General features: G+C 66.7%; 23 protein-coding genes. 10 read left to right on the top strand and 13 right to left on the bottom strand.

Annotated elements, in window-relative coordinates:
- The first annotated feature begins 57 nt into the window (after nucleotides 1-57).
- Nucleotides 58-825: an isoprenyl transferase gene (locus IEW02_RS15890; RefSeq protein WP_188545798.1), complete on the top strand. Its 768-nt coding sequence runs from the start codon at nucleotides 58-60 to the stop codon at nucleotides 823-825.
- Between the two features lie 12 nt (nucleotides 826-837).
- On the opposite strand, the gene coaA is transcribed toward IEW02_RS15890, so the two are convergent.
- Nucleotides 838-1770 (bottom strand): type I pantothenate kinase, encoded by a 933-nt coding sequence (gene coaA, locus IEW02_RS15885; RefSeq protein ID WP_188546163.1) that lies wholly within the window; start codon nucleotides 1768-1770, stop codon nucleotides 838-840.
- Between the two features lie 118 nt (nucleotides 1771-1888).
- Here coaA and IEW02_RS15880 point away from each other — a divergent pair, with 118 nt between their 5' ends.
- Nucleotides 1889-3079 (top strand): DUF885 domain-containing protein, encoded by a 1191-nt coding sequence (locus IEW02_RS15880; protein ID WP_188545797.1) that lies wholly within the window; start codon nucleotides 1889-1891, stop codon nucleotides 3077-3079.
- 57 nt (nucleotides 3080-3136) lie between these two features.
- Nucleotides 3137-4435 (top strand): serine hydroxymethyltransferase, encoded by a 1299-nt coding sequence (glyA, locus tag IEW02_RS15875; protein WP_188545796.1) that lies wholly within the window; start codon nucleotides 3137-3139, stop codon nucleotides 4433-4435.
- Here the strand turns inward: glyA and IEW02_RS15870 are convergent.
- Nucleotides 4432-5247 carry an alpha/beta fold hydrolase gene (locus IEW02_RS15870; protein ID WP_188545795.1) on the bottom strand — a complete coding sequence of 272 codons (816 nt, stop codon included), beginning with the start codon at nucleotides 5245-5247 and terminating at the stop codon, nucleotides 4432-4434. The genes glyA and IEW02_RS15870 overlap by 4 nt on opposite strands.
- A gap of 293 nt (nucleotides 5248-5540) precedes the next feature.
- Between IEW02_RS15870 and phoH2 the strand changes: the two genes are divergently transcribed.
- The 3 genes from phoH2 (at nucleotide 5541) to IEW02_RS15855 (ending at nucleotide 8514) form a co-directional block, all read left to right on the top strand.
- A complete protein-coding gene (gene phoH2 / locus IEW02_RS15865; RefSeq protein ID WP_188545794.1) occupies nucleotides 5541-6848 on the top strand; it encodes an RNA 5'-3' helicase PhoH2 in 1308 nt (435 codons plus the stop codon).
- Nucleotides 6849-6907: 59 nt separating this feature from the next.
- Nucleotides 6908-7582: an SDR family NAD(P)-dependent oxidoreductase gene (locus IEW02_RS15860; protein WP_188545793.1), complete on the top strand. Its 675-nt coding sequence runs from the start codon at nucleotides 6908-6910 to the stop codon at nucleotides 7580-7582.
- 71 nt (nucleotides 7583-7653) lie between these two features.
- Nucleotides 7654-8514, top strand: a complete 861-nt coding sequence (locus tag IEW02_RS15855; protein WP_188545792.1) for an acyl-ACP desaturase — start codon at nucleotides 7654-7656, stop codon at nucleotides 8512-8514.
- A 73-nt stretch (nucleotides 8515-8587) separates the two neighbouring features.
- On the opposite strand, the gene IEW02_RS15850 is transcribed toward IEW02_RS15855, so the two are convergent.
- Both IEW02_RS15850 and glpX read right to left on the bottom strand, forming a co-directional pair.
- On the bottom strand, nucleotides 8588-9979 hold the full coding sequence (locus tag IEW02_RS15850) for a class II fumarate hydratase (RefSeq protein WP_188545791.1): 1392 nt from the start codon (nucleotides 9977-9979) through the stop codon (nucleotides 8588-8590).
- A 43-nt stretch (nucleotides 9980-10022) separates the two neighbouring features.
- Nucleotides 10023-11063, bottom strand: a complete 1041-nt coding sequence (gene glpX / locus IEW02_RS15845) for a class II fructose-bisphosphatase (protein WP_229746071.1) — start codon at nucleotides 11061-11063, stop codon at nucleotides 10023-10025.
- 110 nt (nucleotides 11064-11173) lie between these two features.
- On the opposite strand from glpX, the gene IEW02_RS15840 reads away from it, so the two are divergent.
- Nucleotides 11174-11737, top strand: coding sequence for a DUF4245 domain-containing protein (locus tag IEW02_RS15840; RefSeq protein WP_188545790.1), 564 nt, complete (start codon nucleotides 11174-11176; stop codon nucleotides 11735-11737).
- On the opposite strand, the gene IEW02_RS15835 is transcribed toward IEW02_RS15840, so the two are convergent.
- From IEW02_RS15835 to IEW02_RS15825, 3 genes are read right to left on the bottom strand one after another with little or no spacing between them, the layout of a single operon-like run.
- A complete protein-coding gene (locus tag IEW02_RS15835; protein WP_188545789.1) occupies nucleotides 11734-11949 on the bottom strand; it encodes an exodeoxyribonuclease VII small subunit in 216 nt (71 codons plus the stop codon). The two genes, IEW02_RS15840 and IEW02_RS15835, sit on opposite strands and share 4 nt — an antisense overlap.
- A 40-nt stretch (nucleotides 11950-11989) precedes the next feature.
- Nucleotides 11990-13240 carry an exodeoxyribonuclease VII large subunit gene (gene xseA, locus IEW02_RS15830; RefSeq protein WP_188545788.1) on the bottom strand — a complete coding sequence of 417 codons (1251 nt, stop codon included), beginning with the start codon at nucleotides 13238-13240 and terminating at the stop codon, nucleotides 11990-11992.
- Nucleotides 13237-13896 carry a lipid droplet-associated protein gene (locus tag IEW02_RS15825; RefSeq protein WP_188545787.1) on the bottom strand — a complete coding sequence of 220 codons (660 nt, stop codon included), beginning with the start codon at nucleotides 13894-13896 and terminating at the stop codon, nucleotides 13237-13239. The genes xseA and IEW02_RS15825 overlap by 4 nt, the downstream gene beginning before the upstream one ends.
- An 86-nt stretch (nucleotides 13897-13982) precedes the next feature.
- Between IEW02_RS15825 and IEW02_RS15820 the strand changes: the two genes are divergently transcribed.
- The gene (locus tag IEW02_RS15820; protein ID WP_188545786.1) at nucleotides 13983-14996 is read left to right on the top strand and encodes a 4-hydroxy-3-methylbut-2-enyl diphosphate reductase; all 1014 of its coding nucleotides are present in this window, start codon (nucleotides 13983-13985) and stop codon (nucleotides 14994-14996) included.
- Nucleotides 14997-15018: 22 nt separating this feature from the next.
- Here the strand turns inward: IEW02_RS15820 and IEW02_RS15815 are convergent, their stop codons facing one another.
- Together IEW02_RS15815 and IEW02_RS15810 are read right to left on the bottom strand one after the other, a co-directional pair.
- The gene (locus tag IEW02_RS15815; RefSeq protein WP_188545785.1) at nucleotides 15019-16029 is read right to left on the bottom strand and encodes a DUF6542 domain-containing protein; all 1011 of its coding nucleotides are present in this window, start codon (nucleotides 16027-16029) and stop codon (nucleotides 15019-15021) included.
- A gap of 23 nt (nucleotides 16030-16052) precedes the next feature.
- A complete protein-coding gene (locus tag IEW02_RS15810) occupies nucleotides 16053-17216 on the bottom strand; it encodes a DNA recombination protein RmuC (RefSeq protein WP_188545784.1) in 1164 nt (387 codons plus the stop codon).
- A gap of 112 nt (nucleotides 17217-17328) precedes the next feature.
- On the opposite strand from IEW02_RS15810, the gene IEW02_RS15805 reads away from it, so the two are divergent.
- Nucleotides 17329-18516, top strand: coding sequence for an exonuclease SbcCD subunit D (locus IEW02_RS15805; RefSeq protein ID WP_188545783.1), 1188 nt, complete (start codon nucleotides 17329-17331; stop codon nucleotides 18514-18516).
- Nucleotides 18513-21494, top strand: a complete 2982-nt coding sequence (locus IEW02_RS15800) for an AAA family ATPase (protein ID WP_188545782.1) — start codon at nucleotides 18513-18515, stop codon at nucleotides 21492-21494. Before IEW02_RS15805 ends, IEW02_RS15800 begins: the two co-directional genes overlap by 4 nt.
- A gap of 29 nt (nucleotides 21495-21523) precedes the next feature.
- On the opposite strand, the gene IEW02_RS15795 is transcribed toward IEW02_RS15800, so the two are convergent.
- The 4 genes from IEW02_RS15795 to IEW02_RS15780 all read right to left on the bottom strand — a co-directional run bounded on the left by IEW02_RS15795 (nucleotide 21524) and on the right by IEW02_RS15780 (nucleotide 26334).
- Nucleotides 21524-22804 (bottom strand): AI-2E family transporter, encoded by a 1281-nt coding sequence (locus IEW02_RS15795; RefSeq protein WP_188545781.1) that lies wholly within the window; start codon nucleotides 22802-22804, stop codon nucleotides 21524-21526.
- A 125-nt stretch (nucleotides 22805-22929) separates the two neighbouring features.
- Complete coding sequence (locus tag IEW02_RS15790; RefSeq protein ID WP_229746070.1) at nucleotides 22930-23838, bottom strand: DNA-3-methyladenine glycosylase family protein; 909 nt, start codon at nucleotides 23836-23838, stop codon at nucleotides 22930-22932.
- Nucleotides 23839-23872: 34 nt separating this feature from the next.
- Nucleotides 23873-24064, bottom strand: coding sequence for a YbdD/YjiX family protein (locus IEW02_RS15785; RefSeq protein ID WP_188545780.1), 192 nt, complete (start codon nucleotides 24062-24064; stop codon nucleotides 23873-23875).
- On the bottom strand, nucleotides 24061-26334 hold the full coding sequence (locus IEW02_RS15780) for a carbon starvation CstA family protein (RefSeq protein WP_188545779.1): 2274 nt from the start codon (nucleotides 26332-26334) through the stop codon (nucleotides 24061-24063). Before IEW02_RS15780 ends, IEW02_RS15785 begins: the two co-directional genes overlap by 4 nt.
- Nucleotides 26335-26472 lie beyond the last annotated feature (138 nt).

Raw genomic sequence — 26472 nt, 5'->3', positions numbered from 1 at the left:
GCAACTGCGGGCGTAAAGTGAGTCATCGTGTCGGAGACAGAACTGTTGGGGCGTTGAGTGAAGGCCCGCGGTCTGCTGTACACGCTGTACGAACGCCGGTTGTTGGCGCAGCTCGAGGGAGCGCAGCAACCCCGGCACGTGGCCGTGATGTGCGACGGAAACCGACGGTGGGCCCGCGAGAACGGTTTCACCGACGTGGCTCACGGTCACCGCATGGGTGCGCTGAAAATCGCCGAACTGCTGACGTGGTGCGACATGGCCGGCATCGAGATGGCCACGATCTATCTGCTGTCGACGGAGAACCTCAGCCGCGATCCGGACGAGCTCGAATCGCTGCTCGAGATCATCACCGACGTCGTCGAGGAAATCAGCGGTCCGGGTAAGAACTGGAGCGTCAAGATCGTCGGGACCCTCGATCTGTTGCCCGCCGAGTCGGCCCGCCGGTTGAAGGAAGCATCCTCCGGCACGGCCGGTCGATCCGGCACCCACGTGAATGTGGCCGTGGGGTACGGAGGTCGCCAGGAGATTGCCGACGCGGTGCAGTCCCTGCTGGCCGACAAGATCGCCGACGGTGAGACGGGCGAAGACCTGCTGCGGGAGATCACCGTCGAGGGGATCGACGCGCACCTCTACACCTCGGGCCAGCCGGACCCTGATCTCGTCATCAGAACGTCGGGTGAACAGCGCCTCTCCGGATTCTTGTTGTGGCAGAGCGCCTATTCCGAAATCTGGTTCACCGAGGCGTACTGGCCGGAGTTCCGCCGCGTCGACTTCCTACGCGCGCTGCGAGACTTCGCGGCCCGGCACAGGCGGTTCGGAATCTAGGCGCACGCCGGTTCAGAGCTTGCGCAGACGCAGTCTGTTGATGGCATGATCGCCGTCCTTGCGCAGCACCAGCGTGGCCCGCGGACGGGTCGGCAGGATGTTCTCCACCAGGTTCGGGCGGTTGATCGAATGCCAGATGTCCTCTGCCGCAAGACGGGCGTGTTCGTCGTTCAGCCCCGAGTAGTGGTGGAAATGCGACGACGGGTCGGCGAAGGAGGTCTTGCGCAGAGCCAGGAACCGCTGCACGTACCAGTGTTCGATGTCCTCGATACGCGCGTCCACGTAGATGGAGAAGTCGAACAGGTCCGACACCATCAGGCGCGGGCCCGTCTGCAACACGTTCAGTCCCTCGATCACCAGGATGTCGGGCTGGCGAACCACGTGGAATTCACCCGGGATGATGTCGTACGAGATGTGCGAATACACCGGCGCCGCAACGGCTTCCGTACCCGACTTGACCTCGGTGACGAAACGCAGCAACTTGCGACGGTCGTAGCTCTCGGGAAAACCCTTGCGGTGCATGATGCCGCGTTTGGTCAGCTCGGACGTCGAGTACAGAAATCCGTCGGTGGTCACCAGATCGACCCGCGGGTGGTGTTCCCATCGCGCCAGCAACGCCTGAAGAACGCGGGCCGTGGTCGATTTTCCCACCGCGACACTGCCCGCGATGCCGATGACGAACGGAACCTGACGGTCGGGCGTCTTCTCACCCAGGAAGGTTGCCGTAGCCGCGAACAGTCGTTGGCGGGCAGCGACCTGCAGATGAATCAGGCGAGCGAGAGGCAGATACACCTCGGCGACTTCGTCGAGGTCGATCTGCTCTCCGAGGCCTCGCAGACCCTTCAGCTCGTTCTCCGTCAACACCAGAGGTGTCGAATTGCGCAGAGTCCGCCACTGACGCCGATCGAACTCGACGTACGGGCTGGATTCGCCTACTCGTGACACGCGCAACCGCTCGCCGGCGTCGACGACCGCAGGGGATCCATGCAGCGATTGTGCTTGGTGGCGCTGCCATCCCACCAATCGGGGTCCGCCGACTTCCGGCCGCGTAGGGTTCTCCGACGTGAACGCCGACGACTTCGTGCGCGAGTATCTGCTCCTCGGCCTGGCCTTCGACCGACTCGAATCAGGGTTCGTCGACGCCTACACCGGTGACCCGGCACTGCGTCGCCGGATCGAGAACGATCCGGCTCCCGAGCCCCGTTCTCTCGCGACGAGGGCCGCCGAACTACGCACGGAACTGGCGTCGACCGACCTCGCCGAGCACCGAACTCGCTTCCTCGACGCGCACTTGCGAGCACTGGAATGCTCGGGCCGCACGTTCGCGGGTGAGAGCATCACGTTCGTCGACGAGGTGGAGGCGTACTTCGACGTCCGTATCGCCACGGGGGACCCCGAGGACTATCGGTCGGCGCATCGCCTCATGGACGAGGTGCTGGCGGGCAGCGGTCCGCTGGCGGAACGCGTTCGGGCGCATCGCGCGGCCGACGTGATCCCGCCGGAACGGTTGCAGGAATGTGTCGACGCGTTCTCCGGCGCACTCCGCGAGCTCGTCCGCGCCGAGTACACCCTTCCCGACACCGAACGCGTCGAGTACGAAGTGGTGGGGGACAAGCCGTGGTCCGGCTTCAACTACTACCTCGGGAACTACCGCTCGACCGTGGCGATCAACTCCGACCTGCAACAGCACATGGCGCATCTGCCACACCTGATCGCCCACGAGTCGTACCCCGGCCACCACACCGAGCACTGTCGCAAAGAAGCCGGACTCGTGCACGGCGGGGAAACCGAGCAGACGCTGTTCCTCGTCAACACCCCGCAGTGCCTGATGGCGGAAGGTCTCGCCGACCACGCCCTCGGGTCCATCGTCGGACCGGGGTGGGGCCGCTGGGCGCAGGACATCTACGCCGACCTCGGCCTTCGATTCGACGGCGACCGCGCCGAAGCGCTCGCGAACGCGTCGGCTGCACTGCTCGGGGTTCGCCAGGACGCTGCGCTCCTGCTGCACGATCAGGGCCGCAGCCACGACGACGTCGCCGCATTCCTGCAGCAGTGGTCGCTCGCCACTCCCGAACGTGCGCGGCAGATGCTGAGGTTCCTCTCCTCACCGTTGTGGCGGGCTTACACCAGCACCTATGTCGAGGGGTATCGGCTGCTCGGTACGTGGCTCGATCGCGGTCGCTCGCCCGGTGAGCGCAGCGAGCTGTTTCGGCGCCTCCTGGATGAACCGCTCATCCCGTCGTCGCTGCGCTGACCTGTTGCCAATAGGATGACCGTAGTTCCCGCACTCGTGACCTCTGGAGAAGAACCGATGACCGCTGCACCCGTCACGTCCGCACTCACCGCCTCGCTCGGCGAGGTCGATCCCGAGGTCGCGGCGGCGCTTGCGGGTGAACTCGGCCGTCAGCGCGACACGCTCGAGATGATCGCGTCCGAGAACTTCGTCCCGCGCGCGGTGCTTCAGGCTCAGGGCAGTGTGCTGACCAACAAGTACGCCGAGGGATACCCGGGTCGCCGGTACTACGGCGGCTGCGAGCATGTCGACATCGTGGAGAACCTCGCGCGCGAGCGCGCGAAGGAACTGTTCGGCGCCGAGTTCGCCAACGTGCAGCCGCACGCCGGTGCGCAGGCCAACGCCGCCGTGCTCATGGCGCTCATCAACCCGGGCGATAAAATCATGGGTCTCGACCTCGCTCACGGTGGCCACCTCACTCACGGCATGAAGCTCAACTTCTCAGGCAAGCTCTACGAGGTCGAGTCCTACGGCGTGTCGAAGGAAGACCACCGCATCGACATGGACGAGGTGCGCAAGCAGGCGATCGCCGCCAAGCCTCAGGTCCTGATCGCCGGCTGGTCCGCCTACCCCCGATTCCAGGACTTCGCCGCGTTCCGGTCCATCGCCGACGAGGTCGGCGCGCTGCTCTGGGTCGACATGGCGCACTTCGCGGGACTCGTTGCGGCAGGGGTGCATCCGTCGCCCGTGCCGTACGCCGACGTCGTGTCGTCGACAGTGCACAAGACCCTCGGCGGACCCCGCTCCGGCATCATCCTGGCGAAGAAGGAATGGGCCAAGAAGCTCAACTCCGCCGTGTTCCCCGGGCAGCAGGGCGGGCCGTTGATGCACGCGATCGCAGCCAAGGCCGTCGCGTTCAAGATTGCCGGCACCCCGGAGTTCCGCGAACGTCAGGAACGCACCCTGCTCGGCGCGTCGCTGCTCGCCGAGCGGTTGACCGGTAAAGACGTTGCGGACAAGGGTGTTTCGGTTCTCACCGGCGGCACCGACGTCCACCTCGCGCTGGTCGACCTGCGGAACTCGCAGCTCGACGGACAGCAGGCCGAGAACCTTCTGCACGAAGTCGGAATCACGGTGAATCGCAACGCCGTTCCGTTCGACCCGCGCCCGCCGATGGTGACGTCCGGCCTGCGGATCGGTACGTCGGCGCTCGCCACCCGCGGCTTCGGCGAGGAAGAGTTCACCGAGGTCGCCGACATCATCGCCACCGCCCTGGCTACGGGTGAGGCATCCGATTCGCTCCGCTCGCGGGTCACCACGCTGGCGCAGAACCGCCCGCTGTACGAGGGCCTCGAGGACTGGGGACTGTTGGGCTAACTCGTCGGCAGGCCTGAGTCTTTCAGGAACGTCAGCACGTCGCCGATCACGTCGTCGGAGTTCGTCTCGTTGAAGATCTCGTGCTTGGCGCCGGGGTAGGTCTTCTCCTGGAACTGCGGTCCTCGCAGGGACGGCATGGCGGCAGCGGTGGTGTCGTACGGCACCAGAGCGTCGTCGCGCCCGTGAATCCAGAACGTGGCCTGCTCACCGAGGGTCCCGCCGCCGGACACGAGGGGCATCGCCTTCTTGAACGCTTCGAGGGTCTCGCGGGCGAACGGGCCGTGATAGATCAGCGGGTCGGCCATGTACGCCTCGCCCACCTTCGGATCGCGCGAGAGCGTCTCGGGATCGACGGGGATCTCGGGGATCGGGTCCATGTCGAGCAACGCCAACGCGGGGTGTTCGCCGAGGAGGGGTCCCGACAGGACCAGGGCAGACAGTTCGCCGCGGTAGAGCTGCGCGAATCGGGTCGCGACGAGACCGCCCATCGAGTGTCCGACAAGCACGACGGGGATGCCGCGATTCTCGCGTCGAGCGATGTCGGCGACCGTGTGCAGGTCGACCGCGATGTGATCTGCGTCGGTGACGACCGCGCGGGCGCCGTCGGACTTTCCGTGGCCGAGGTGGTCCGGCGCGTACACGACGGCGCCGATGCCGACCAGCGCTTCGGCGACGTGCTGGTAACGCATCGCATGTTCGCCGAACCCGTGTGAGATCAGTGCGACGAACGTCGGATCGCTGGTTCGCCACACCAAGTACTCGACGGTGCCCTCGGTACCCTCGAAGTTCGCGTTGTCCACAGCCTGAGTCATGTGAGGGACGCTAACACCGCCGGGCTCGACCTTTCCGGAGAACGAACGGCCTTCTGTCTTTACCTGTTGTTCACCGACGCTCGTCGTGTCCGACGCGCCCTACGGCACCTTTCGCAGTAGCGTCCATCTCACCGGCAGCGGGGAAGCTGACGGTGCGGGAGGTCCTGATACGTGACTGAGTCATTCAGTGCGAGAGGGCCGGTGCCCGGCCCTCGTGTCACCTGACACATCGGGACGGACCGGTCCAGCGATCGACAGCGTGTGCGGGTACCGCCCACGCCGAGGAGCTCCACGTGACTTCTGCTCGCTCCGTTCGTACTTATGTCTTGGACACTTCTGTTCTGCTCTCCGACCCCTGGGCGGTCGTCAGGTTCGCCGAGCACGAGGTGATTCTTCCGCTGGTCGTCATCAGCGAACTCGAGGGCAAACGCCACCACCACGAGCTGGGCTGGTTCGCTCGCGAGACGTTGCGCATGCTCGACGACCTGCGCATCGAGTACGGGCGCCTCGATCAACCCGTCCCGATCGGCTCCGACGGCGGGACATTGCAGGTCGAGCTCAACCACACGGATCCGTCGGTGCTGCCGGTGGGATTCCGCACCGACTCGAACGACTCCCGAATCCTTGCCTGCGCACTGAATTTGGCTGCCGAGGGCAAAGACGTGGTTCTCGTCAGCAAGGACATCCCTCTGCGAGTCAAAGCCGGTGCCGTCGGCCTGCCCGCCGACGAATACCGCGCTCAGGACGTGGTGCCGTCCGGGTGGACGGGTATGGCCGAGGTGGACGTGTCGAAGCAGACCGTCGACGCGTTGTTCGCCGAAGGCGTTCTGGACATCGAACAGGCGCGAGAATTGCCGTGTCACACCGGTGTTCGCCTACTCGGCGGCACGTCGAGTGCGCTGGGACGCGTCACCGCGGACAAGCGGGTACAACTGGTCCGAGGGGAGCGCGAAGCGTTCGGCCTGCACGGTCGTTCCGCGGAACAGCGTGTGGCACTGGACCTCCTGCTCGACGAGAGCGTCGGCATCATCTCCCTCGGCGGCAAAGCGGGAACCGGCAAGTCGGCCCTCGCGCTCACGGCCGGCCTCGAAGCAGTCCTCGAGCGGCGGACGCACCGCAAGGTCGTCGTCTTTCGTCCGCTGTATGCGGTCGGCGGACAGGAACTCGGATACCTACCGGGTAGCGAGAGCGAGAAGATGGGCCCGTGGGCGCAGGCGGTGTTCGACACCCTCGACGGGCTCGCCAGCCCCGAGGTCATCGAGGAAGTCACCGCGCGGGGCATGCTGGAAGTGTTGCCGCTCACGCACATTCGCGGTCGATCACTGCACGATTCGTTCGTGATCGTGGACGAGGCGCAGTCGCTCGAACGCAACGTCCTGCTGACCGTGCTGTCGCGGCTCGGAACCGGATCGCGGGTCGTGCTCACCCACGACGTGGCGCAGCGTGACAACCTGCGGGTCGGTCGGCACGACGGTGTTGCCGCTGTCATCGAGAAGCTGAAGGGTCACCCGCTCTTCGCGCACATCACGCTCACCCGTAGCGAGCGATCGCCGATCGCGGCTCTCGTAACGGAGATGCTGGAGGAGTTCGGCCCCAACTGAGTTCTCTCTCCTGGTCACCCTGCCTCGTCCGCGGGGCAGGGTGACCCCGAACCTTCACCATGGACATTTCTGGAAAGCACTTCATTGTCGTCGGTGCGAGTGGCGCGCTCGGATCTCTGATCGCGCGCGGTCTCGCCGACGCGGGTGCCACCCTCACGCTCGCCGGCCGTAACGAGCACTCACTCAACGGTCTCGGTATCGACGGTGCGCACGTGGTGACCGGTGACCTACGACAGCCCGATGCGCCCCGATCGATGGTCGACAAGGCCAATGCCGACGGCGGTCGCCTCGACGGCGTCGTGATCGCGTCCGGCATAGCTGCATTCGGATCGGCAGCGGACGTCGACGACGACACAGTCGACGATCTCCTCCTGGTCAACTATCTCGCCCCGCTCCGACTCACTCGCGCGGCTCTCGGAGTCATGGAGAAGGGTGCGGTGATCCTCAACATCAGCGCTGTCCTCGTCGAAACGCCGACGGGCAACATGGCTGCGTACTCCGCCAGCAAGTCGGCGATCAGCGCGTTCTTCACCGCGGTTCGTCACGAAGCGCGCAGAAGCAAAATCCGCATCGTCGATGTGCGCCCGCCGCACACCGAAACCGGCCTGGTCGACCGGGCGATCGCGGGCAGTCCGCCGAAACTGCCCACCGGTCTCGATCCCGCACGGGTTGCAGATCGCATCGTGGCCGCAATTCGTGACGACGAGACCGAGGTCGCGAGCTCCGACTTCTAGGCTCTGTGAGCGGTCACACCGCGACGGTAGTGAGAGGTCACACCCCTGGGGCGGTCGTTATGCTTGCGCCCATGACGTCACCGAAGACCGATGCCGAGTTGCTTGCTGCTCTCGAAGAGGTCGCCGAGGAAAATTACGACCGCCACGTGGGCGCCGCACAGGACTGGGAGTCGCACGACTTCGTCCCGTGGGCCGAAGGGCGCAACTTCGCGTTCCTCGGCGGCGAGGACTGGACCGCCGCGCAGGCAGGACTGACGGACGTCGATCGCATCGCGGCGACGGTCAGCGTGCTCATCGCCGACAATCTCCCGGCGTACCACCGCGATCTCGCCTTCTCGCTGCGCAAGAAGGGTGTGTGGTGGAAGTGGATCGGCCGCTGGACCGCCGAGGAGAATCGCCACGCGATCGTGTTGCGGGACTTCCTGATGACCACCCGCGCCGTCGATCCGGTCGAACTCGAGCGGGTGCGTATCGAGTACATGACCGAGGGATACTCCGCGCCCTCCCTGCACGTGGTGGACATGCTGGTCAAGTACGCACTCGACGAGACAGCGGCAGGCCTGCGGCACCGGCGTGCGGCCGAGTTGGCGACGGAACCGCGCCTCGCCGCGATCTTCTCCCGCATCGCGCAGGACGACGAGCTTCAGGCGACGTTCTTCCGCAACCTCGTCAGCGCCGCGCTCGATATCGAACCGGATCTGTCCATGCGCGCCATCGCCGACCGGGTGGCCGACTTCGCCGTGCCGGTCGTCGAACTGCCGGGCCAGGGTAGTAGCTCCACGTTGCTCGAGAACGCCGGGATCTATACGCCCGAGATGCAGAGCGAGCAGGTGGTCAAGCCGCTGCTGCAAGAGTGGAACGTGTTCGAGCGCAACGATTTCGGTGCCGATGGCACAGCCGCGCGGGACGAGATTGCGTCGTCCGTCAGCTGATTGTCTGCCACCTGCGTACAGAAAACCCCTCGCAGCGACAGCTGCGAGGGGTTTTCCGTTTCGACAGCGAGAATCAGTCGGTGACCTTCGCCATGGCGAGAACGTCGAGTCGCTTGTCCAGCTCCTCCTCGGACAGCTTGTCCGGGACCAGACCGCGCTCGACGACGACCTGACGGATCGTCTTCTTCTCCTTCAGTGCCTGCTTCGCGACGGCCGCCGCCTCTTCGTAGCCGATGGCACTGTTCAGCGGCGTGACGATGGACGGCGACGATTCGGCGAGCGTCTTGAGGTGATCCACGTTGGCCGTGAGTCCGACGACGCACCGATCCGCGAAGAGCCGAGAGACGTTGGCCAACAACTTGAACGACTCGAGAACGTTGCGAGCCATCATCGGAATGTAGACGTTGAGCTCGAACGCACCCGAAGCTCCACCGAAGGCCACGGCGGCGTCGTTGCCGATCACCTGCGCGGCGACCTGCGTGACCGCCTCGGGCAGAACAGGATTGACCTTGCCGGGCATGATGGAGCTACCGGGCTGAAGGTCGGGTAGCGCGATCTCGCCGAGGCCTGTGAGCGGACCCGATCCCATCCACCGAATGTCGTTGGCTATCTTGGTCAGCGACACCGCGATGGTGCGCAGTGCGCCCGACGCCTCGACGAGTCCGTCGCGCGCGGCTTGCGCCTCGAACGAGTCCTTTGCCGGTGTCAGGGCGTCGATGCCGGTCGACTTGACAAGTTCGGCAACCACTTTGGCGCCGAAACCGTCGGGTGCGTTCAAGCCCGTGCCCACCGCGGTGCCGCCGATCGGCAGCTCACCGAGCCGCGGCAAGGTCGCCTCGACGCGCTCGATTCCCGCTTCGATCTGGCGGGCGTAGCCGCCGAATTCCTGACCGAGGGTGACCGGCACGGCGTCCATGAGGTGGGTGCGCCCGGATTTGACGACGGTCTTCCATTCGGTCGCCTTCGCGGCCAGCGCCTCGTGCAGATGACGCAGTGCCGGAACGAGATCGGTGACGGCTGCCTCGGTGGCCGCGACGTGCGTCGCCGTCGGGAAGGTGTCGTTGGAGGACTGAGACATGTTGACGTGGTCGTTCGGGTGTACCTCGACGCCGGCATTCTTCGCGATCGAGGCGATGACCTCGTTCGCGTTCATGTTCGAACTCGTGCCGGAGCCGGTCTGGAACACGTCGATGGGGAACTGATCGTCGTGCTGTCCGTCGGCGATCTCACCCGCAGCGGCGATGATGGCGTCGGCCTTGTCGGCATCGAGCAGTCCGAGGTCCTTGTTCACCTGCGCGCACGCGGCCTTGAGCAGGCCCATCGCGCGGATCTGGGTGCGCTCGAGCGGTCGGCCCGAGATCGGGAAGTTCTCGACGGCGCGCTGAGTCTGAGCCCGCCACAGCGCGTCGACGGGGACCTTCACTTCGCCCATGGTGTCGTGTTCGATCCGGTACTGCTCTGTCATAGAAGCAACTCTTTCGGTAGTCGAAATCGGGTACGCAAGACGGTTAAAAGGATGGAATCGAGCCGGAGGTGTCGCCGTCGAAGTCGACGGACGAGAATTCCTTGAGCTTGTTGAGCTGGTGGTATGCGTCGATCATGCGGACGGTGCCGGACTTCGAGCGCATCACGATCGACTGCGTGTACGCACCGCCGCCGGCGTAGCGCACACCGCGCAGCAGATCGCCGTCGGTGACACCCGTCGCGGTGAAGAACACGTTCTCGCCCGAGACCAGGTCTTCGGTGGTGAGGATGCGATCGAGGTCGTGGCCGGCGTCGACCGCTTTCTGCCGCTCGGCGTCGTCCGTCGGCGCGAGTCGGCCCTGCAAGGCACCACCCATGCATCGCATCGCTGCCGCGGCGATAATGCCCTCCGGGGTGCCACCGGTTCCGATGAGGATGTCGGTGCCGGAATCGGGACGGGCCGCGGCGATGGCGCCGGCTACGTCACCGTCGGAGATCAGGCGGATACGGGCACCGGTGTCCCGAATTTCCTGGATGAGCGAATTGTGGCGGGGACGATCGAGAACACACACCGTCACGTCCGACGGCGACCCCTTCTTGATCTTCGCCACGCGCTTCAAGTTTTCGGCGACGGGCGCCGTGATGTCGATCGCGTCGGCGTAGTCGGGACCGACGGCGATCTTGTCCATGTAGAACACGGCGGACGGGTCGAACATGGCACCGCGCTCGGCGACGGCGAGTACAGAGATGGCGTTGGGCATGCCCTTGGCCATCAACGTGGTTCCGTCGACGGGATCGACGGCGAAGTCGACGTCGGGTCCGTTGCCGTTGCCGACCTGCTCGCCGTTGTAGAGCATCGGCGCTTCGTCCTTCTCGCCCTCGCCGATCACGACGACGCCGCGCATGGAGACGGAACTGACGAGTTGGCGCATCGCGTCCACCGCAGCGCCGTCACCGCCTTCCTTGTCGCCGCGGCCGACCCACCGACCAGAGGCGAGTGCCCCCGCCTCGGTGACGCGCACCAGTTCGAGCGCGAGGTTACGGTCGGGAGCCATGTGAGTCCGGGTGTCGGTGGGAATCGTCATGAAGCTGTGCCTCCTTGCACGTGGCCTACAGACGTGCGTTCGCAGTGGGATCTCGACGGTGATTGTCGCACTGTCACGGCCTCGGCGGTGCCGGTGGGATAGTGGATGGTGTGGCCGACAAGAAACCCAGGATTCTGCAGAACAACAAAGACATGGCGTGGTCGTTGATCCCGCTGCTTCTCGCGTGCCTGGTGATCGCCGCCGTCGCAGGTCAGTGCTCGCTTCGTGTGGGTGGACCCTCGCAGGGAGAGGTCCCTCGGGTGGATCTCGGTGCGTCTCTGCAGGCGGACGCGGCAGCACTGCCGTTCCCTGTTCGGCAGCCGCAGATTCCGGAGTCCTGGATCCCCAACTCCGCCAGTCGGCCCACGGTCACCGGAGACAAGGTGGCCAGCATGGTGGGATTCATCACCGACAAGGGCAACTTTCTGGGTCTGACGCAGAGCGACGCAACCGAGGATCAGTTGGTCGAGTTCGTCGCGAAGGGGTCGCGTACGGCCACCGGTAGTGAGAACCTCGGCGGGACGAACTGGGTGGTCTACGGGGGAGACGGCGTGGAATCGATCTGGGTCGCCGATTTCGGCCGAACTCACGCGGTGGTGACCGGCAGCGGCACCAGCGACGAGTTCGTGACGCTGGCCACCGCCGTGTCGTCGGCCCGGCCGCTGGCGTCCTAGTCTGCGTCCTCGTCGGAGGACAGCGCCTTCTCGATACGAGTGCGGGCGCCGGCGAGATGTTCCTCGCATCTCGTCGCCAGCGCCTCGCCGCGCTCCCACAGGGCCAGCGATGCGTCGAGGTCCAGCCCGCCCTGCTCGAGCAGTCTGACCACGTCGAGTAGTTCGTCGCGAGCAGCTTCGTATCCGAGTTCGGTTGTCGGGGTGTCGCTCATGAGCCGAATTCTTTCAGATCCCGTGCCGGTGGCCGCTGCATCACGAGCTTCTGCCCATCGCCACTGCGCTGACGGCCCCGTCCGCGACACGGACCCGTAGCTGAGTTCCCGGCGGGACCTCCTCGATCGAGCGCACCACCTCGGGGCCCGACCCGGCTACGACGCGCTGCACGACGGAATAGCCCCGTGCAAGCGTGGCGGCCGGACCGAGGGTGGACAGACGTGAGCGCAGATGCTCCACCGAAGTCGATTGCCGGGCAACTTCGCGCTCGACGTCGCGCCGGACCACCCGCAGAGCCTCTGCCACCTCGGCGTGTCGGCGATCGACGATCGACGACATCGGGTCGGCCAGGGCCGGGCGCTCACGGAGCATGTCCAGGCTTCTTACTTCGCGCGCAACCCACGACCGCAGGGCGGCGGCCGATCTCGCCCGCAGATCGGCAACCAACTCCATCTCGGCGACCGCATCCGGAACGACCAGCTTGGCGGCGTCGGTCGGTGTCGCGGCGCGAAGATCGGCGACGTGGTCGCTGAGGGGGCTGTCGGGTTCGTGACCGATGGCACTGACGACGGGAGTGGTGGCCGACGCAATGGCGCGGCACAACGCCTCGTCGCTGAAGGGCAGCAGATCTTCGACGCTGCCGCCGCCGCGAGCCACGATGATCACGTCGACGTCCGGATCGTCGTCGAGACGGCTGAGCGCGGACAAGATCGCCGGAACAGCCGTCGGTCCTTGAACGGGGGTGTGGCGTACCTCGAATCGCACTGCGGGCCACCGTCTTTGGGCGACGCTGATGACGTCACGCTCGGCCGCACTCGCTCGGGCCGTGATCAACCCGATCGTGCGGGGCAGAAACGGGATCGGACGCTTGAGGCGAGGATCGAACAGTCCTTCGGCTGCCAGCAGGGATCGAAGCCGTTCGATGCGCGCCAGCAGCTCGCCGACCCCCACGGCTCGAATCTCGGTGGCGCGCAGGGAAATCGTTCCACGACCGGTGAAGAAGGACAGCTTGCCGAACATGATGACGCGAGCGCCCTCGACCAATTGCACCGGGGAGTTCTGGATCAGAAGCGGCGAACACGTCACGGACAACGACATGTCGGCCGACGGGTCACGCAGAACGATGAAGGCCGTCCGGGTCCCCTGGCGCACGTTCAGCTGGGTGATCTGGCCTTCGACCCAGACGCTGCCCAGACGGTCGATCCACCCGGCGATCTTGGTGGCGACCGTGCGCACCGGCCACGGTTCTTCGGCCGTACTGGGTCCGCTTCGGGGTGAAGCGGAGGTCACTTGGCCTGCGCGGTGGTGATTCGGTTCGTGAGCATCGTCAGGAACGGAGCTCGCGAGGACGTCGCCGTCTCGTAGTCGAGCAAGGTGGTCAACTCGTCCACCGAGAGGGTGCGCAGACGTGCGCGCAGCTGCGCCAGCGTGAGCGAGTCGTAGTCGAGGTACTCCGCAATCTCCGGCGCCTTCTTCGATGCGCGCTTCGCGGCCTTCTTCGGCGCAGGTGTGGCGGGAACTTCGATCTCGGACGGCGGGGTCGAGTACAGCGCGAAGCGGCCGGCAGCGGCCCCGGACTCGGGGGTCGCTGTGTTGGTGGCCTCGGGTGCAGGCTGGGCCTGCTCCGGCTCCGGAACGTCGATCTCGCCGCCGGTGTCGCCGAGCAGTTCGGGCTCGACCGACAGTGCGGCGCCGGCGTCGGCATCGTCGTCGAACGTCGCCCAGGACGGCTTCTCTTCCGGTGTGCTCCCGATGAGGGCGAAGATCTCGTCGCCCCTGATGGCGAGCTCGGTCACGGTTTGCTGGAAGCGCATCGACGTCTGTAGCACTTGGCTGATCGCGGTCATGGGGAGCGAGATCGCGGTGCTGGGCAGGCGGCGCGCTTCGTCGACGACCGTGACGGCCAGGCCGACGGCGACACGGGCGGCGAACGGGGGACGGATCATGAGCCCTAGCCTGCCGCACGCCGACTCGTTTGGGTAGCCGACGTGCGGGGGAGGCCGCGACTCCCGCAGACACGTATCCTGGGGTCATGTCGTCTGCTGTGCCCTTGAACCTCGGGATCGCCCAATCCACCACGTCGGCGCAGGACTACGACGGTGAGAAGCGCATCCTCCTCGCCGAACCGCGCGGGTACTGCGCGGGCGTCGACCGCGCCGTGGAGACGGTGGAGCAGGCCCTGGACCAGCACGGAGCTCCGGTGTACGTGCGCAAGGAGATCGTGCACAACCGCCACGTCGTCGACACCCTCGCCGAGCGCGGCGCCGTGTTCGTCGACGAAACGGACGAGGTGCCCGAAGGCGCTCTGCTCGTGTTTTCGGCCCACGGTGTGTCGCCCGCGGTGCACGAGGCCGCGGCCGAGCGGAACCTGCGCACCATCGACGCCACCTGTCCTCTGGTCACCAAGGTGCATCAGGAAGCGAAAAGATTTGCGCGCGATGACTTCGACATCCTTCTGATCGGGCACGAGGGTCACGAGGAAGTCGAGGGAACCGCAGGTGAGGCTCCTGATCACGTGCAGCTGGTGGACGGGCCCGACTCCGTGGATGCCGTCACCGTGCGTGACGAGTCCAAGGTCATCTGGCTGTCGCAGACCACTCTGAGCGTCGACGAGACGATGGCGACCGTCGCCCGTCTGCGTGAGAAGTTCCCCACACTGCAGGACCCGCCCAGCGACGACATCTGCTACGCCACCCAGAACCGTCAGGTGGCGGTCAAGGCCATGGCGCCCGAGTGCGACCTGGTGATCGTGGTCGGGTCGACCAACTCGTCCAACTCGGTTCGGCTGGTCGAGGTGGCGCTCGCCGCGGGCGCTCGGGCGAGCTATCTCGTCGATTACGCGCGCGAGATCGATGTGGCGTGGCTGGACGGAGTGCGCACTGTCGGCATCACGTCCGGCGCATCGGTGCCCGAGATCTTGGTGCGCGGGGTCATCGATCTGCTGGCGGAGCACGGATTCGGCAAGGTGCAGTCCGTCACGACCGCGAACGAGACGCTCGTGTTCGCGTTGCCCCGCGAGCTCAGGCACGCGGCCCCCACGTCCTGATCGGGCGGCGCCGCCTCCGAGCTCAGTCGCGGTCGCGGTATCGCACCCGGGGCGCCGGATGCGGGGTCAGCGCCGGATTGTCGGCGCCTGCCCGGCGTGACGGTGTCCGCGGTTCGTAGGCCCGTCGCTCGTGCTCGCGCGGTTCCCATGTGCGGTCCTGGCCGTACGACGTGGCCGGTTCGCGAAGGTGGGAGGGTTCCCGCGTTGCTTCCGTCGGCGCGTAGATGCCTCTTCGGGACGATTCGCGAGGCTGCTCTCGTGGACTGCGACCCGGTTGAGACGTCCGGCTGTGCTGGCCGGACCCATCGCCGAACGACGGGTCGGCCTCCCGCGACGTGGACCGTTCCGCGCGGCGCGGTGCGTCCTGGGCGCGCGTGCGCGGCGCGTCCTGGGCGCGCGTCCGCCGAGGCGCCTCCGCATCTCGTTCTCGCCGGTCCGATCTCGCCGAGCGCGCGCCGCGCGGCGGTGCGTCCTCCGAGCGGGGACGGCGCCACGGTGACGCGTCGGAATTCTCTTCGTGCACTCGTTCCCTGGACGCGGCCGCGGTGGCGGGCGGCTTCGTTTCGGCTCGTCGACGCGGGGACTTGGCCGGCTTCTGCGGTTTGCGGTCGAGCAGTAGACGGGCGCCACCGATCAGCAGCACCAACAGTGTCGCCGAAATCATCAGTGGGAAGCGGTTCACCAGGGGTATCGCCACGTTCAGGACGATGTCCTTGATGGACGTTCCTGCGTCGGTGGTGAGGAATTGGTAGGCGATGGGAACGCCGAAGAAGACGATGAGCGGCGGCTGCGCCATGGCTGTGAACAGTCCCCGGTGGCGCACGAGCAGAACTGCCGCCAAGCACCCGACGATGTACAGCGCTGCGAAGGTCGAGGTGAGTTCGCTGCCGCCGAACGAGTCGACGACGAAGCCCAGAACCGTGGCGCCCACGGCAACAGCGACGGCGCCCCACGCCGGTATGCCGGGGATCGACGGCACGACGGAGCGCTGATCGAGAGGCACTCCGGATCGGGCGCGTTGTGTGGATGGCACACAGCGAGATTAGCGTCTAGTGCTCACGTTGCACCGTTGGCGTGACCGGACGGAGCGGTTTCGGTGTTCCTCGGTGCAGTTCGGGGCCATGCGTCGATGCGGGTCACACCGGGTACCTCGCCGTCGAAGACATCGAGTTCGTGAAGCTTGCGCGCGGTGACGAACACCCGTGAATCGAGGGATCCGGCCGCCGAATTGAACGACTCGACCGCCTTGCCCAACTGGGCGCCGAGCTTGTCGACGTGGGCCGAGGCCGTGCCGAGTCGTTCGTACAGTTCGCGTCCGAGGGTGTGGATGGTGGCGGCGTCTCGTGCGAGCGCATCCTGCTTCCAGGTGTACGCCACGGTGCGGAGCAGGGCGATCAGCGTGGTGGGAGTCGCCAGGATCACACTCCGGCCGAAGGCATGTTCGAGGAGGCCGCTGTCGTGGGTGAGCGCGGCGTCCAGAAACGAATCCCCCGGGACGAAGAGGACCACGAACTCCGGGGACGGTTCGAACGACACCCAGTACTGCTTGTCCGCCAGTTGGTCGACGTGGGTACGGAGGTGGCGCGCGTGCCGCATCAAGTGCCGAGCCGCCACGTCGGTGTCCGTGGCAGCGGCCGCGTCGAGGAACGCCGTCAGCGGAACCTTCGCGTCGACCACGATCTGCTTTCCGCCTGCGAGGCGCACCACCAGATCGGGGCGCACACTGCCGCGTGCTACCTGGGTGTCGAAGTCGCAGTGACGTGTCATCCCCGACAACTCGACGACCCGTTCGAGCTGGATTTCTCCCCACCGTCCACGTACCTGCGGGGCCCGCAACGCGGTGACCAGTTCCGACGTCTGCGACGACAGGTGCTGCGACGCGCGGTGCATGTCGGCGACTTGCTCGGACAGGCCGGCGTAGGCATGGATCCGGGTGCGTTCGACGTGCTCGACCTGCTCGCTCAGCGTGTCGACCGCCTCGCGAAGCGGTTCCACCAGGTGCGACATTTGCTGACCTATCACTCGAGAGTGACGACGCGCGGAGTCCTCGTTCAGCAAGCCGAGGGAGCGGTGCAGCGTGTCCTCGTTCTCGGCCGACACGGCGAGGCGCTCGCGGGTACGCACCAACTCCTGATCGCCTCGTGAGGAATGCAGCAGCCAGCCCAGTGCGACGCCCAACGCCAAGGCGACGACGAGGCCGACGGCGGTGATCATGGTCATGGCCGAGATTGTGCAACGAGGCACCGACACGTTTCGGCGGGCCCGGATCCGGTGCGGCGAAACGCCGCTCGGGGATCGGGGTTTGTCGGAGGTCTCGGTTAGCGTCGCCGACATGAGAATCCTGCATACCTCCGACTGGCACATCGGGCGCACCTTCCACGGTGTCGACCTGCTGGCCGATCAGCGGTCCGTGCTGGATGCACTCGCGGCGCTCGTCGCGGACCACGCAGTGGACGTCGTGGTCGTTCCCGGCGACATCTACGACCGCGCCATCCCGAGCGCGGACGCGGTTCGTGTGTGCAACAGAGGCTTCGAGAAGATTCGTGCGGCGGGGGCAGTCATCGTCGCCACCTCCGGGAACCACGATTCACCGGCTCGTCTCGGGGCGGGGTCGTCGTTCTCCGCGGCCGGCGGGCTGCACCTGTTCACCACCGTGTCGGACGTGGCCGAGCCGGTGATCGTGGAGGATGCGCACGGCAGCGTCGCGTTCTACGGGATCCCGTACCTCGAGCCCGAGACCACGCGCGCGGAGCTGGACGTTCCGAACGCACGGTCGCATGCCGACGTGTTACGCGCGGCCATGTCCCGGATTCGCGGCGACGTCGCTCGGCGTCGTTCCGACGGTTCGTCGGTGCGCTCGGTCGTTCTCGCGCATGCGTTCGTCGTCGGCGGCGAGAGCACGGGCTCGGAGCGTTCCATTGCGGTCGGTGGTGTGGAAACCGTGCCGGCGTCGGAATTCTCGGGAGTCGACTACGTCGCGCTCGGACATCTGCACTCGCCGCAGACGATCGACGACCGCATCAGATACTCCGGATCGCCATTGCCGTACTCGTTCGGTGAGCGTTCACACCGCAAGGCCGCGTGGATGATCGACCTGGACGCGACCGGCAACATCGACGTCACCCGGATGGAGCTGCCTCTCGTTCGTGGGCTCAGTGTCCTGACGGGTAGTCTCGACGAGCTCTGCACCGCAGCCGAATTCGAAGAGCACGTGTCGAACTACGTGTCCGCTGTGCTCACCGATCCGGTACGTCCGGTCGACGCGATGCGTCGCCTGCAGGACCGCTTCCCGCACGCCGTGCACCTCGAGTGGCAGCCTCCGGTTCGGTCGGGCGACGCCGGATACCGCGAGAAGGTCGTCGGCCGGTCGGACCTCGAAGTGATGACGAGCTTCCTGTCCGACGTGCGGAGCGACCCGACCGCGTCGGAGACCACGCTGCTCGAACGCGCCGCGCGGTCGGCCGCCGCCGAGCCCGAGACCGTCACGACGGACGAACCCCGATGGGAACGCACGGCATGAGGCTTCATTCGTTGACGGTCACCGCGTTCGGGCCGTTCGGCGGCACGGTGAGCGTGGACTTCGACGAACTCGGCGCCGATGGACTGTTCCTGTTGCACGGTCACACCGGAGCGGGCAAGACGTCCATCCTCGACGCCGTCGCGTTCGCGCTGTACGGCGTCGTGCCGGGTGCGCGCCGGGACACGAAGAGGCTGCTGTCGGATCACGCCGCGCCCGGTGTCGTGCCCTCCGTACAGCTCGACGCGACCCTGGGCGGACGACGATTGCGGCTGACGCGAAGCCCGGAGTACGCGCGCCCCAAACTCCGCGGCGAGGGCACCACGAAACAGAACGCGAAGGCGACGTTGACCTGGCTGGACGGAATCGGCCAGAACCTCACCCGCATCGACGAGATCGCGCTCGAAGTCGAACGGCTGCTCGGGATGCGGGTGGATCAGTTCTTCCAGGTGGTGTTGCTCCCGCAGGGCGACTTCGCCCGGTTCCTTCGCGCCAAGAACGACGAGCGCGGACAGCTGCTCGAGCGACTCTTCGACACCGATCGGTTCTCCGACATGGAGTCGTGGTTCGCCGATCGGCGTCGGGAGAGTGCAGAGGCGCTGGCCGGCAAGACGCAGAACGCGGATCGGATCGCCGCAAAGGTGGCCCAGGCCGCCGGGGTGGAGCAGTGCTCGGACCCCGAGGTTCTGCCGTGGGCGACCGCATTGCTCGAGACAGCGCGTGATCGTGCCGTCACCTGCGCGATCACCCTCGAATCGGCGCGCGCCGATCACGCAGCGGCGTCCGAGTCGGTACGGGCGGCGCGTACCGTCGCCGAAGCACGATCGCGCGGACTGGCTGCACGACAACGACTTTCGGCACTCGACAGCACGGCGGACGCGCGGACCGTGGATCGCCTCGAGCTGGAGCGAGCTCAGTCTGCCGCACCCGTGCAACGTCGTCGGCTCGAACTCGACGAAGCGGTCCGGCGTAGTGCAGATGCTGCCGCCGTCGTCGCGTCGAGAACCGTCGTGGCGCAGGGCACCGTCGCCGCCGACGTGGCCGGCGGGCTGTCGTGGCCACCCTCGCCCACGGACGCCGACGCGGTCGACGCGGCCGTGCAACGGTGGAGCGGTGAGAGCGCCGTGCTCGACGGTGTCGCCGCGGACGAGGTCGCCCGTGAGCAGCTCACGACCGAGCTGTCGAAGTGCACCGTCGCTGTCGAGTCCGTCGAGCGGGACGTCGCCGCGCTGGTCGAGCAGGAGCGAGCGCTGCCGGCCGAGACTGCGGCACTGGACGCCGAGTACACCGCGTGCGTCCACGCGCGCGCGTCGGTGGAGTCGGTGCGTACCCGCCACGCCGCAGCTGTCGATGCGGTGACCGCAGCCATCGAGCACAAGCGGGCCGTCGCGGCCGCGGGGGAGGCCACGGCCCGTCACTCCGCGGCGATCACGCGACACCAGGACCTGCGCCAGCTGTGGCAGGACCTGCGCGAGCAACGCCTCGACGGGATGGCGGCGGAGTTGGCGAGGCAGTTGCGCACCGGCCGACCGTGCGAGGTCTGCGGCTCCCTGGTGCACCCGTCGCCCGCGACCGCCGGCGACGATTCCGTCACGCGCGACGACGAGGAACAGGCTCGCCACGCGATGAACCTCGCGGAGCAGCGTCGCGACGAAGCGCGCGCCGAGGTGGAGTCTATGCAGCGCGAGATCGACGCACTCGCGGCCCGCGGCGGCACCCGGCTCACCGCAGAACTCACCGAGGCGCTGGACACGGCCAGTGCCGAATTGCGCACCACCACTGCGCTGGCCGATCGCTTGCCCGGTGTCGAATCCGCGCGCGGCGCGCAGGAGACCAAGGCCGAATCCTTGCGTGCGAGCATCGCCGCGCGTACGGCCGACGCGGAGCAACTACGGGCAACGATCGACACCCTGCGCGCTCGCATCGCCGACGCCGCAGCACGGATCGACGCGGCACTGGGGTCGGCAGGTTCGGCGCGTGCCCGGCGTCGCGAACTCGACGCCGGCATCGCGGCCCTGGTGTCACTTCGGGACGCCAGGATCGATGCTCTGGCGGCCGAGCGCGCGGCGGCCGACCTCGAAACCCGGGTGCGGCAGGACGCGTCGGACGCGCAGTTCGACGACGTCGAAGCCGCGCTCGCCGCGGTGCGCGATCAGCAGCGCATCGCGGTACTCACCCGACGCCTCGCCGACGCCGACGCCGAGCGCGTGGCTGCCACCGCAATTGTGGCCGACGCCGACGTCACCGCTGCCCTGGCCGCCGAGGCTGTCGACGCCGGGCCGCTGACAGCAGCCGAGGACTCCGCCCGCCAGGTTGTGGAAGACGCACTCACCGACAAGAAGCTGGCCGACGACCGGCGGGTTCAACTCGAAGATCTGGTGACGCAGCTCTGGGCGGTGGCGCAGCGGCTCGAACCCCTGCGCGCTGCCCACGCCGAATTGCACGAACTCGCCGAGGTGGTCAGCGGCAAGGGGCAGAACAGCCGGAAGATGTCGTTGCGCTCGTACGTGCTCGCCGCGCGCCTCGAAGAGGTTGCGGTGGCGGCGTCGGTGCGGTTCCGCCGAATGACCGGCGGCCGATACGAGTTCGTCCACTCCGACGACGTCGGTCCGCGAGGCACCCGCGGCGGTCTCGGGTTGGAGATCCGCGACGAGTACACCGGCGTCGTACGCGCAGCGGGCACGCTGTCCGGCGGGGAGGCGTTCTGCGCCTCGCTCGCACTGGCCCTCGGCCTCGCCGACGTCGTCGCCGCGGAGGCCGGCGGGATCACCCTGGACACGATGTTCATCGACGAAGGCTTCGGCAGCCTCGACTCCGAGTCCCTCGACTCGGTGATGGGCGTTCTCGACGAACTACGCTCCGGTGGCCGGACCGTAGGAATCGTCAGCCACGTCGACGAGATTCGAGACCGCGTGCCGTCGAGGTTGCACGTGATTCGGGAGCGGCACGGCTCGACCGTTCGGATGCATGCCGGGGTCTGACCCGACCACATTCTGACTCGCAGCCGGTGTCACTTCTTCGGCTCCGGAGCATCGGCATCGGCCTTGGCGTCGGCGTCGGCTTCGGGATCGGCAGCGAAGAAGTCGGGAGAAGACGGTTCGTGGTGGACCACCGTCGGGGCGTCGTCGCCCGGTGTGCCCTGATTCTCGTACACCTTCGCGGCGATCGTGTTCGCATCCGGATCCTCGTCGGACCGCAGCTCGACCTGCTCGTTCAGGTACCGCACCAGGACAGCAGCGGCAGCTGCAACAGGCACGGCGAGAAAGGCGCCGATGATGCCGAACACCGAGCCGCCGGCCGTCACGGCCAGCAGTACCACCGCCGCGTGCAGGTTCATGGACTTGCTCTGCAGGATCGGTTGAAGGATGTTGCCCTCGATCTGCTGCACGGCGAGGATGATTACCAGCACGATGAGAGCGGTGGTGAAGCCGTTGGCCACCAGAGCGACCAACACGGCGAGTGCACCGGCGACGAACGCACCGATGATCGGAATGAAGCCGCCGAGAAATGTCAGCGTCGCCAGAACAGGCGCCAGCGGCACACCCAGGATCAGCAGTCCGGCGCCGATGAAGAGTGCATCGATCAGGCTGACGATGGCTTGGGTTCGAATGAAACCACCAAGCGTGTTCCACATCCGGGTGAGGACCTCGGCCAGATGACCGCCGACCTTGCCCCCGGCGAGTCCGTGCAGCCACGGGAGGAATCGCGGACCGTCCTTGATGAAGAAGAAGCTCAGGACCAACACCAGACCCAGCGTGACCAGGATGGACCCGGCCGTGCTGACCCCGGCGAACACACCCGACGCGATCGCGCTTCCGCTGTCCTGAATTCGCGTGATGATGACGTTGGTCGCGTTGTCGATCTGGTCTTGGTCCAGGTTGATCGGCGGACCTTCGATCCAGTCCTGAACCTGGGACACGCCCTGCGCGGCGCTGTCGGCGAGTTCGGGCGCCTGGCTCACGACGGACGGCACGATGAACGCGACGACGCCGGCGAGGATCCCGAGGAACAACACGAGCGACGCGATCGCGGCCACCGCCGGGGGCGCTCCGATCCTGCGTAGGAACCGGGTGGGCGGCCACAGCACGGTCGCGACGATCAGGGCGAGAAGGACCGGAAGGACGATCACCCACATCTGGCCTATCAGCCATCCGAGGATCCAGGTTGCTGCTGCGATGGCCACGACGACGGCCGCTCCCTTGGCGAGCCACACCGCCCCGCTCGCGATCAGCGAACCTCGCTCACGGAAGCTGCGTGAGCCCGTCGACGTGTCGGTGGCGTTCTCGGTCACAGGGGTGTCCTTTGCGTGTCAGCGGGCATGCCGGGTCAGGACGGTGGGTCGGATGTGGTCGGTGCAACCGGGATTCGGCGCGCTGTGACTGTACCCGGGAACCGCACACCCTCACACGAGTGCCGTCACGGGTAGACGCCACGCGCCGACAACGCGACACGCCACAGGTGCATCGACACGTACGAGCGCCAGGGAGACCAGCGCTCGGAGTTCGACAGGTCGACGTCGAGGACGGCCGCGCCCTGCCGGACGACGAGGTCGGTGTCGAGGAGGACGTCGGGATCGCGGAGCAGCCGCATCGAGACGTAGCGAGCGGTCCACGGTCCCACTCCCTTCAGGTCCGTCAGCGACTTCTCCTGCTCGTACGCGGACCGGTCGTGACGGATGTCGAGAGCGCCGTCGGCCAGTGCGCCCGCGGTGGCCGCGATCGCGGTGATGCGCCGGGTCGGACCCGTGAGAACCTCGGCACCCCGGGCGGCAACGGCCGCGTCGGTCGGGAACAGGTGCGTGATCCCGTGGTGGCCGACGCCCTCGTCGTCGCCGACCGGTTCGCCGAGGGCAGCCACCAATCTCGCAGTGTGTGTCGCGGCGGCACCCAGGGAGATCTGCTGGCCGATCATGGTGCGGAGCAATACCTCCGACGAGTCGAAGGCACCCGGAACACGGATCCCGGGTACGGCGCGGACGCAGGGGGCGAGGGCGGGATCGGCGGCGAGCGCGCGGTCGATCGGTTCGGCGTCGACGTCCAGGGCGAGGACAGACCGAACTCGATCAAGGGCCACATCGAGATCCGCTTCCGCCCGCGCGCGGACCTCCGTGCGAGCAACCCCGGACCCGCCGCGGCCGGGAACGAAGCGCACCGTGATCACCGCGGGACCGTGGGGGAGTCGAAGGGACCGCCGGTAGACACCGCCCCGATGCGTCTCCATTCCGGGCACGGCGTGCCCGGACAGGAACCACTGCATCCAACCCACGTCGTAGGGAGCGCGATACGGCAGGTCGATCGAGGCGGCGCTCCAACGCGGTGTGCTCACCGCCCCATCGTGCCTGGCCTCATGAGTGGGCGGCTCAGCAGCAGCGAGGACCGGGGTTGGCGTCGGCCTCGGCGTGGCGGTTACGCCAGTACTCGCGTTCGGTGGGGATGACGGCGTCTGGGTGACGCCGCTGCAGATGCGCGACGTAACGGGCGTAATCATGGTCGCCCATCACCGAGGTGATCCACCACAGTGCCCCTCGCGCTGCTTTCGTCAGGGTGGTCATCCGTGCGCTCCAGGCGCACGAACCTTGCCCTCGGCGATCAGGACGTCCCACTCCTTCTGTACCGACTTCTCTGCTTCCGTCGCGATCATTCCGCTCGGTGCGAAGATCTTCGACGGGACGTCGGGTTCCTCGTTGCCCGGCAGGCCACCCTCGCGAACTGCCTTGATGCACACCATGATTCCCGCCGCCGCCACGATCAGCACGAGCACGGCGAAGACGATGGACAGTGTTCCCTGAATGAACGTGTTGCGAATGACGGCGTCGATCGCATCAGCGGAGGTCGCGTTCCGGAACTCGGTGAGGCCCTCCGACTTCGCCACCTTGAAGTCGCTGTGCTGAGCCCAGTAGCCGATGGCCGGAACGGACGAGAAGATCTTCTGGTACGAGGCGGTCATGGTCACCACGAGGTCCCACGCCAGTGGAACGCCGGGTATCCAGGCCCATTTGAACAGGCCCTTCTTCATCACCACGGTCAGCACGACGGTCAGGGCGATGGCCGCGAGCAGCTGGTTGGCGATGCCGAAGAGCGGGAAGAGCGTATTGATGCCACCGAGCGGGTCGGTGACGCCCATGAGCAGAATTGCGCCCCAGGCGCCGACCACGATGATCGAGCAGATCCAGGCGCCGAGACGCCATGACGGATCGCGGAACTTCTTCGAGCCTCCGCCGAGGTTGCCGATGGAGTCCGAGAGCATGAACCGGGCGACGCGAGTGCCGGCGTCGACGGTGGTGAGGATGAACAACGCCTCGAACATGATCGCGAAGTGGTACCAGAACGCTTTGAGCGACTCGCCGCCGAAGACCTGGTGCAGAACCTCGGACATGCCGAAGGCAAGGGTGGGGGCACCGCCCGTGCGGGAGATGATCGATTCCTCGCCGACGTCCGCCGCGGCTCTCGACAGTTCTGCTGCGGTGACGTCGCCGCCCGACAGTCCGAGACCGTTGACGTACGCGGCTGCGGTGTCGGGGGTTCCGCCGGTGAGCGCGGTCGGGGCGTTCAGCACGAAGTAGATGTGTTGGTCGAGGATGCAGGCGGTGATCAGCGCCATGATGGCCACGAACGACTCGGTGAGCATGCCGCCGTACCCGATCATGCGCATCTGCTTCTCCTTCTCGAGAAGCTTCGGCGTGGTGCCGGAGGAGATCAGTGCGTGGAAGCCGGAGAGCGCGCCGCAGGCGATGGTGATGAACAGGAACGGGAAAAGCGATCCGGAGAACGCGGGCCCGTTTCCGGCGCTCGCGAACGAGGTGACGTCCGGCATCTGCAGAACCGGTCGAGCGATGAGTATGCCGACTGCCAACAGGACGATGGTGCCGATCTTCATGAACGTCGACAGGTAGTCACGCGGGGCGAGCAGAAGCCACACCGGGAGGATCGACGCGGCGAGACCGTATGCGATGAGCAGCCAGGCAACGGTGACCTTTGAGAGGGTGAACCAGTCGACACCCCACTCGGTTTCCGACACCCAACCACCGGAAATGATCGCGAGCAGCAACAGCACCACACCGATGAGCGATACCTCGGACACCTTGCCGGGACGCAGGTAGCGCAGATACACACCCATGAACAACGCGATCGGAATGGTCAGCGCAATGGAGAACACGCCCCACGGGCTTTCGGCCAACGCGTTGACCACGACCAGTGCGAGTACGGCGATCAGAATGATCATGATGACGAACACGGCGATGATCGCCGCGGTTCCGCCGACCACACCGAGTTCCTCGCGGGCCATCTGCCCGAGGCTGCGACCGTGACGCCGGGTGGAGATCCAGAGCACGAGGAAGTCCTGCACCGCGCCGGCGAACACGACGCCGATGATGATCCACAAGGTGCCGGGGAGGTAGCCCATCTGGGCGGCGAGGACGGGTCCGACCAGAGGGCCGGCGCCGGCGATCGCCGCGAAGTGGTGCCCGAAGAGCACCCGCCGATCCGTCGGCATGTAGTCCTTGCCGTTTTCCAGGATCTCGGCGGGAGTCGCCCGGTCGTCGCGCGGATGGACGATGCGGTTCTCGATCAGCCGTGCGTAGAACCGGAAGGCGAAGATGTACGTGCACACGGCAGCGATGACGAACCAGACGGCGTTGGGGTTTTCCCCACGCACGATGGCCACGACCGTCCAGGCGATGCCGCCGAGGACTCCGATGATCACGAAGAAGATGCGCTTGGGCATCGACATGGGTGTGCGATCGACGATCGCGACCGGAGGGAGATCCGGGTCGTTCTTCGTCAGCTCGACGTGCGGGTTGCCCCGGTCCGATACGGCGGTCATCGTCGATCTCCTCGCGGCTCGGTCTCTATGACTCGCATCACCTTAGGCACAGCGACCGACATTGCGCGGACCTTCGGCCGTGGTGCGCCGGGCGGTCGTCGGTGTGCGGTGACCGGATTGTTGTGTCAACGAGCTCGA

The organism is Rhodococcoides trifolii, assembly GCF_014635345.1.
In the GTDB taxonomy this organism is placed as follows: Bacteria; Actinomycetota; Actinomycetes; order Mycobacteriales; family Mycobacteriaceae; genus Rhodococcoides; species Rhodococcoides trifolii.
Note: the sequence above shows the minus strand (reverse complement) of the source record. Positions and strands in the feature narration are given on the sequence as shown.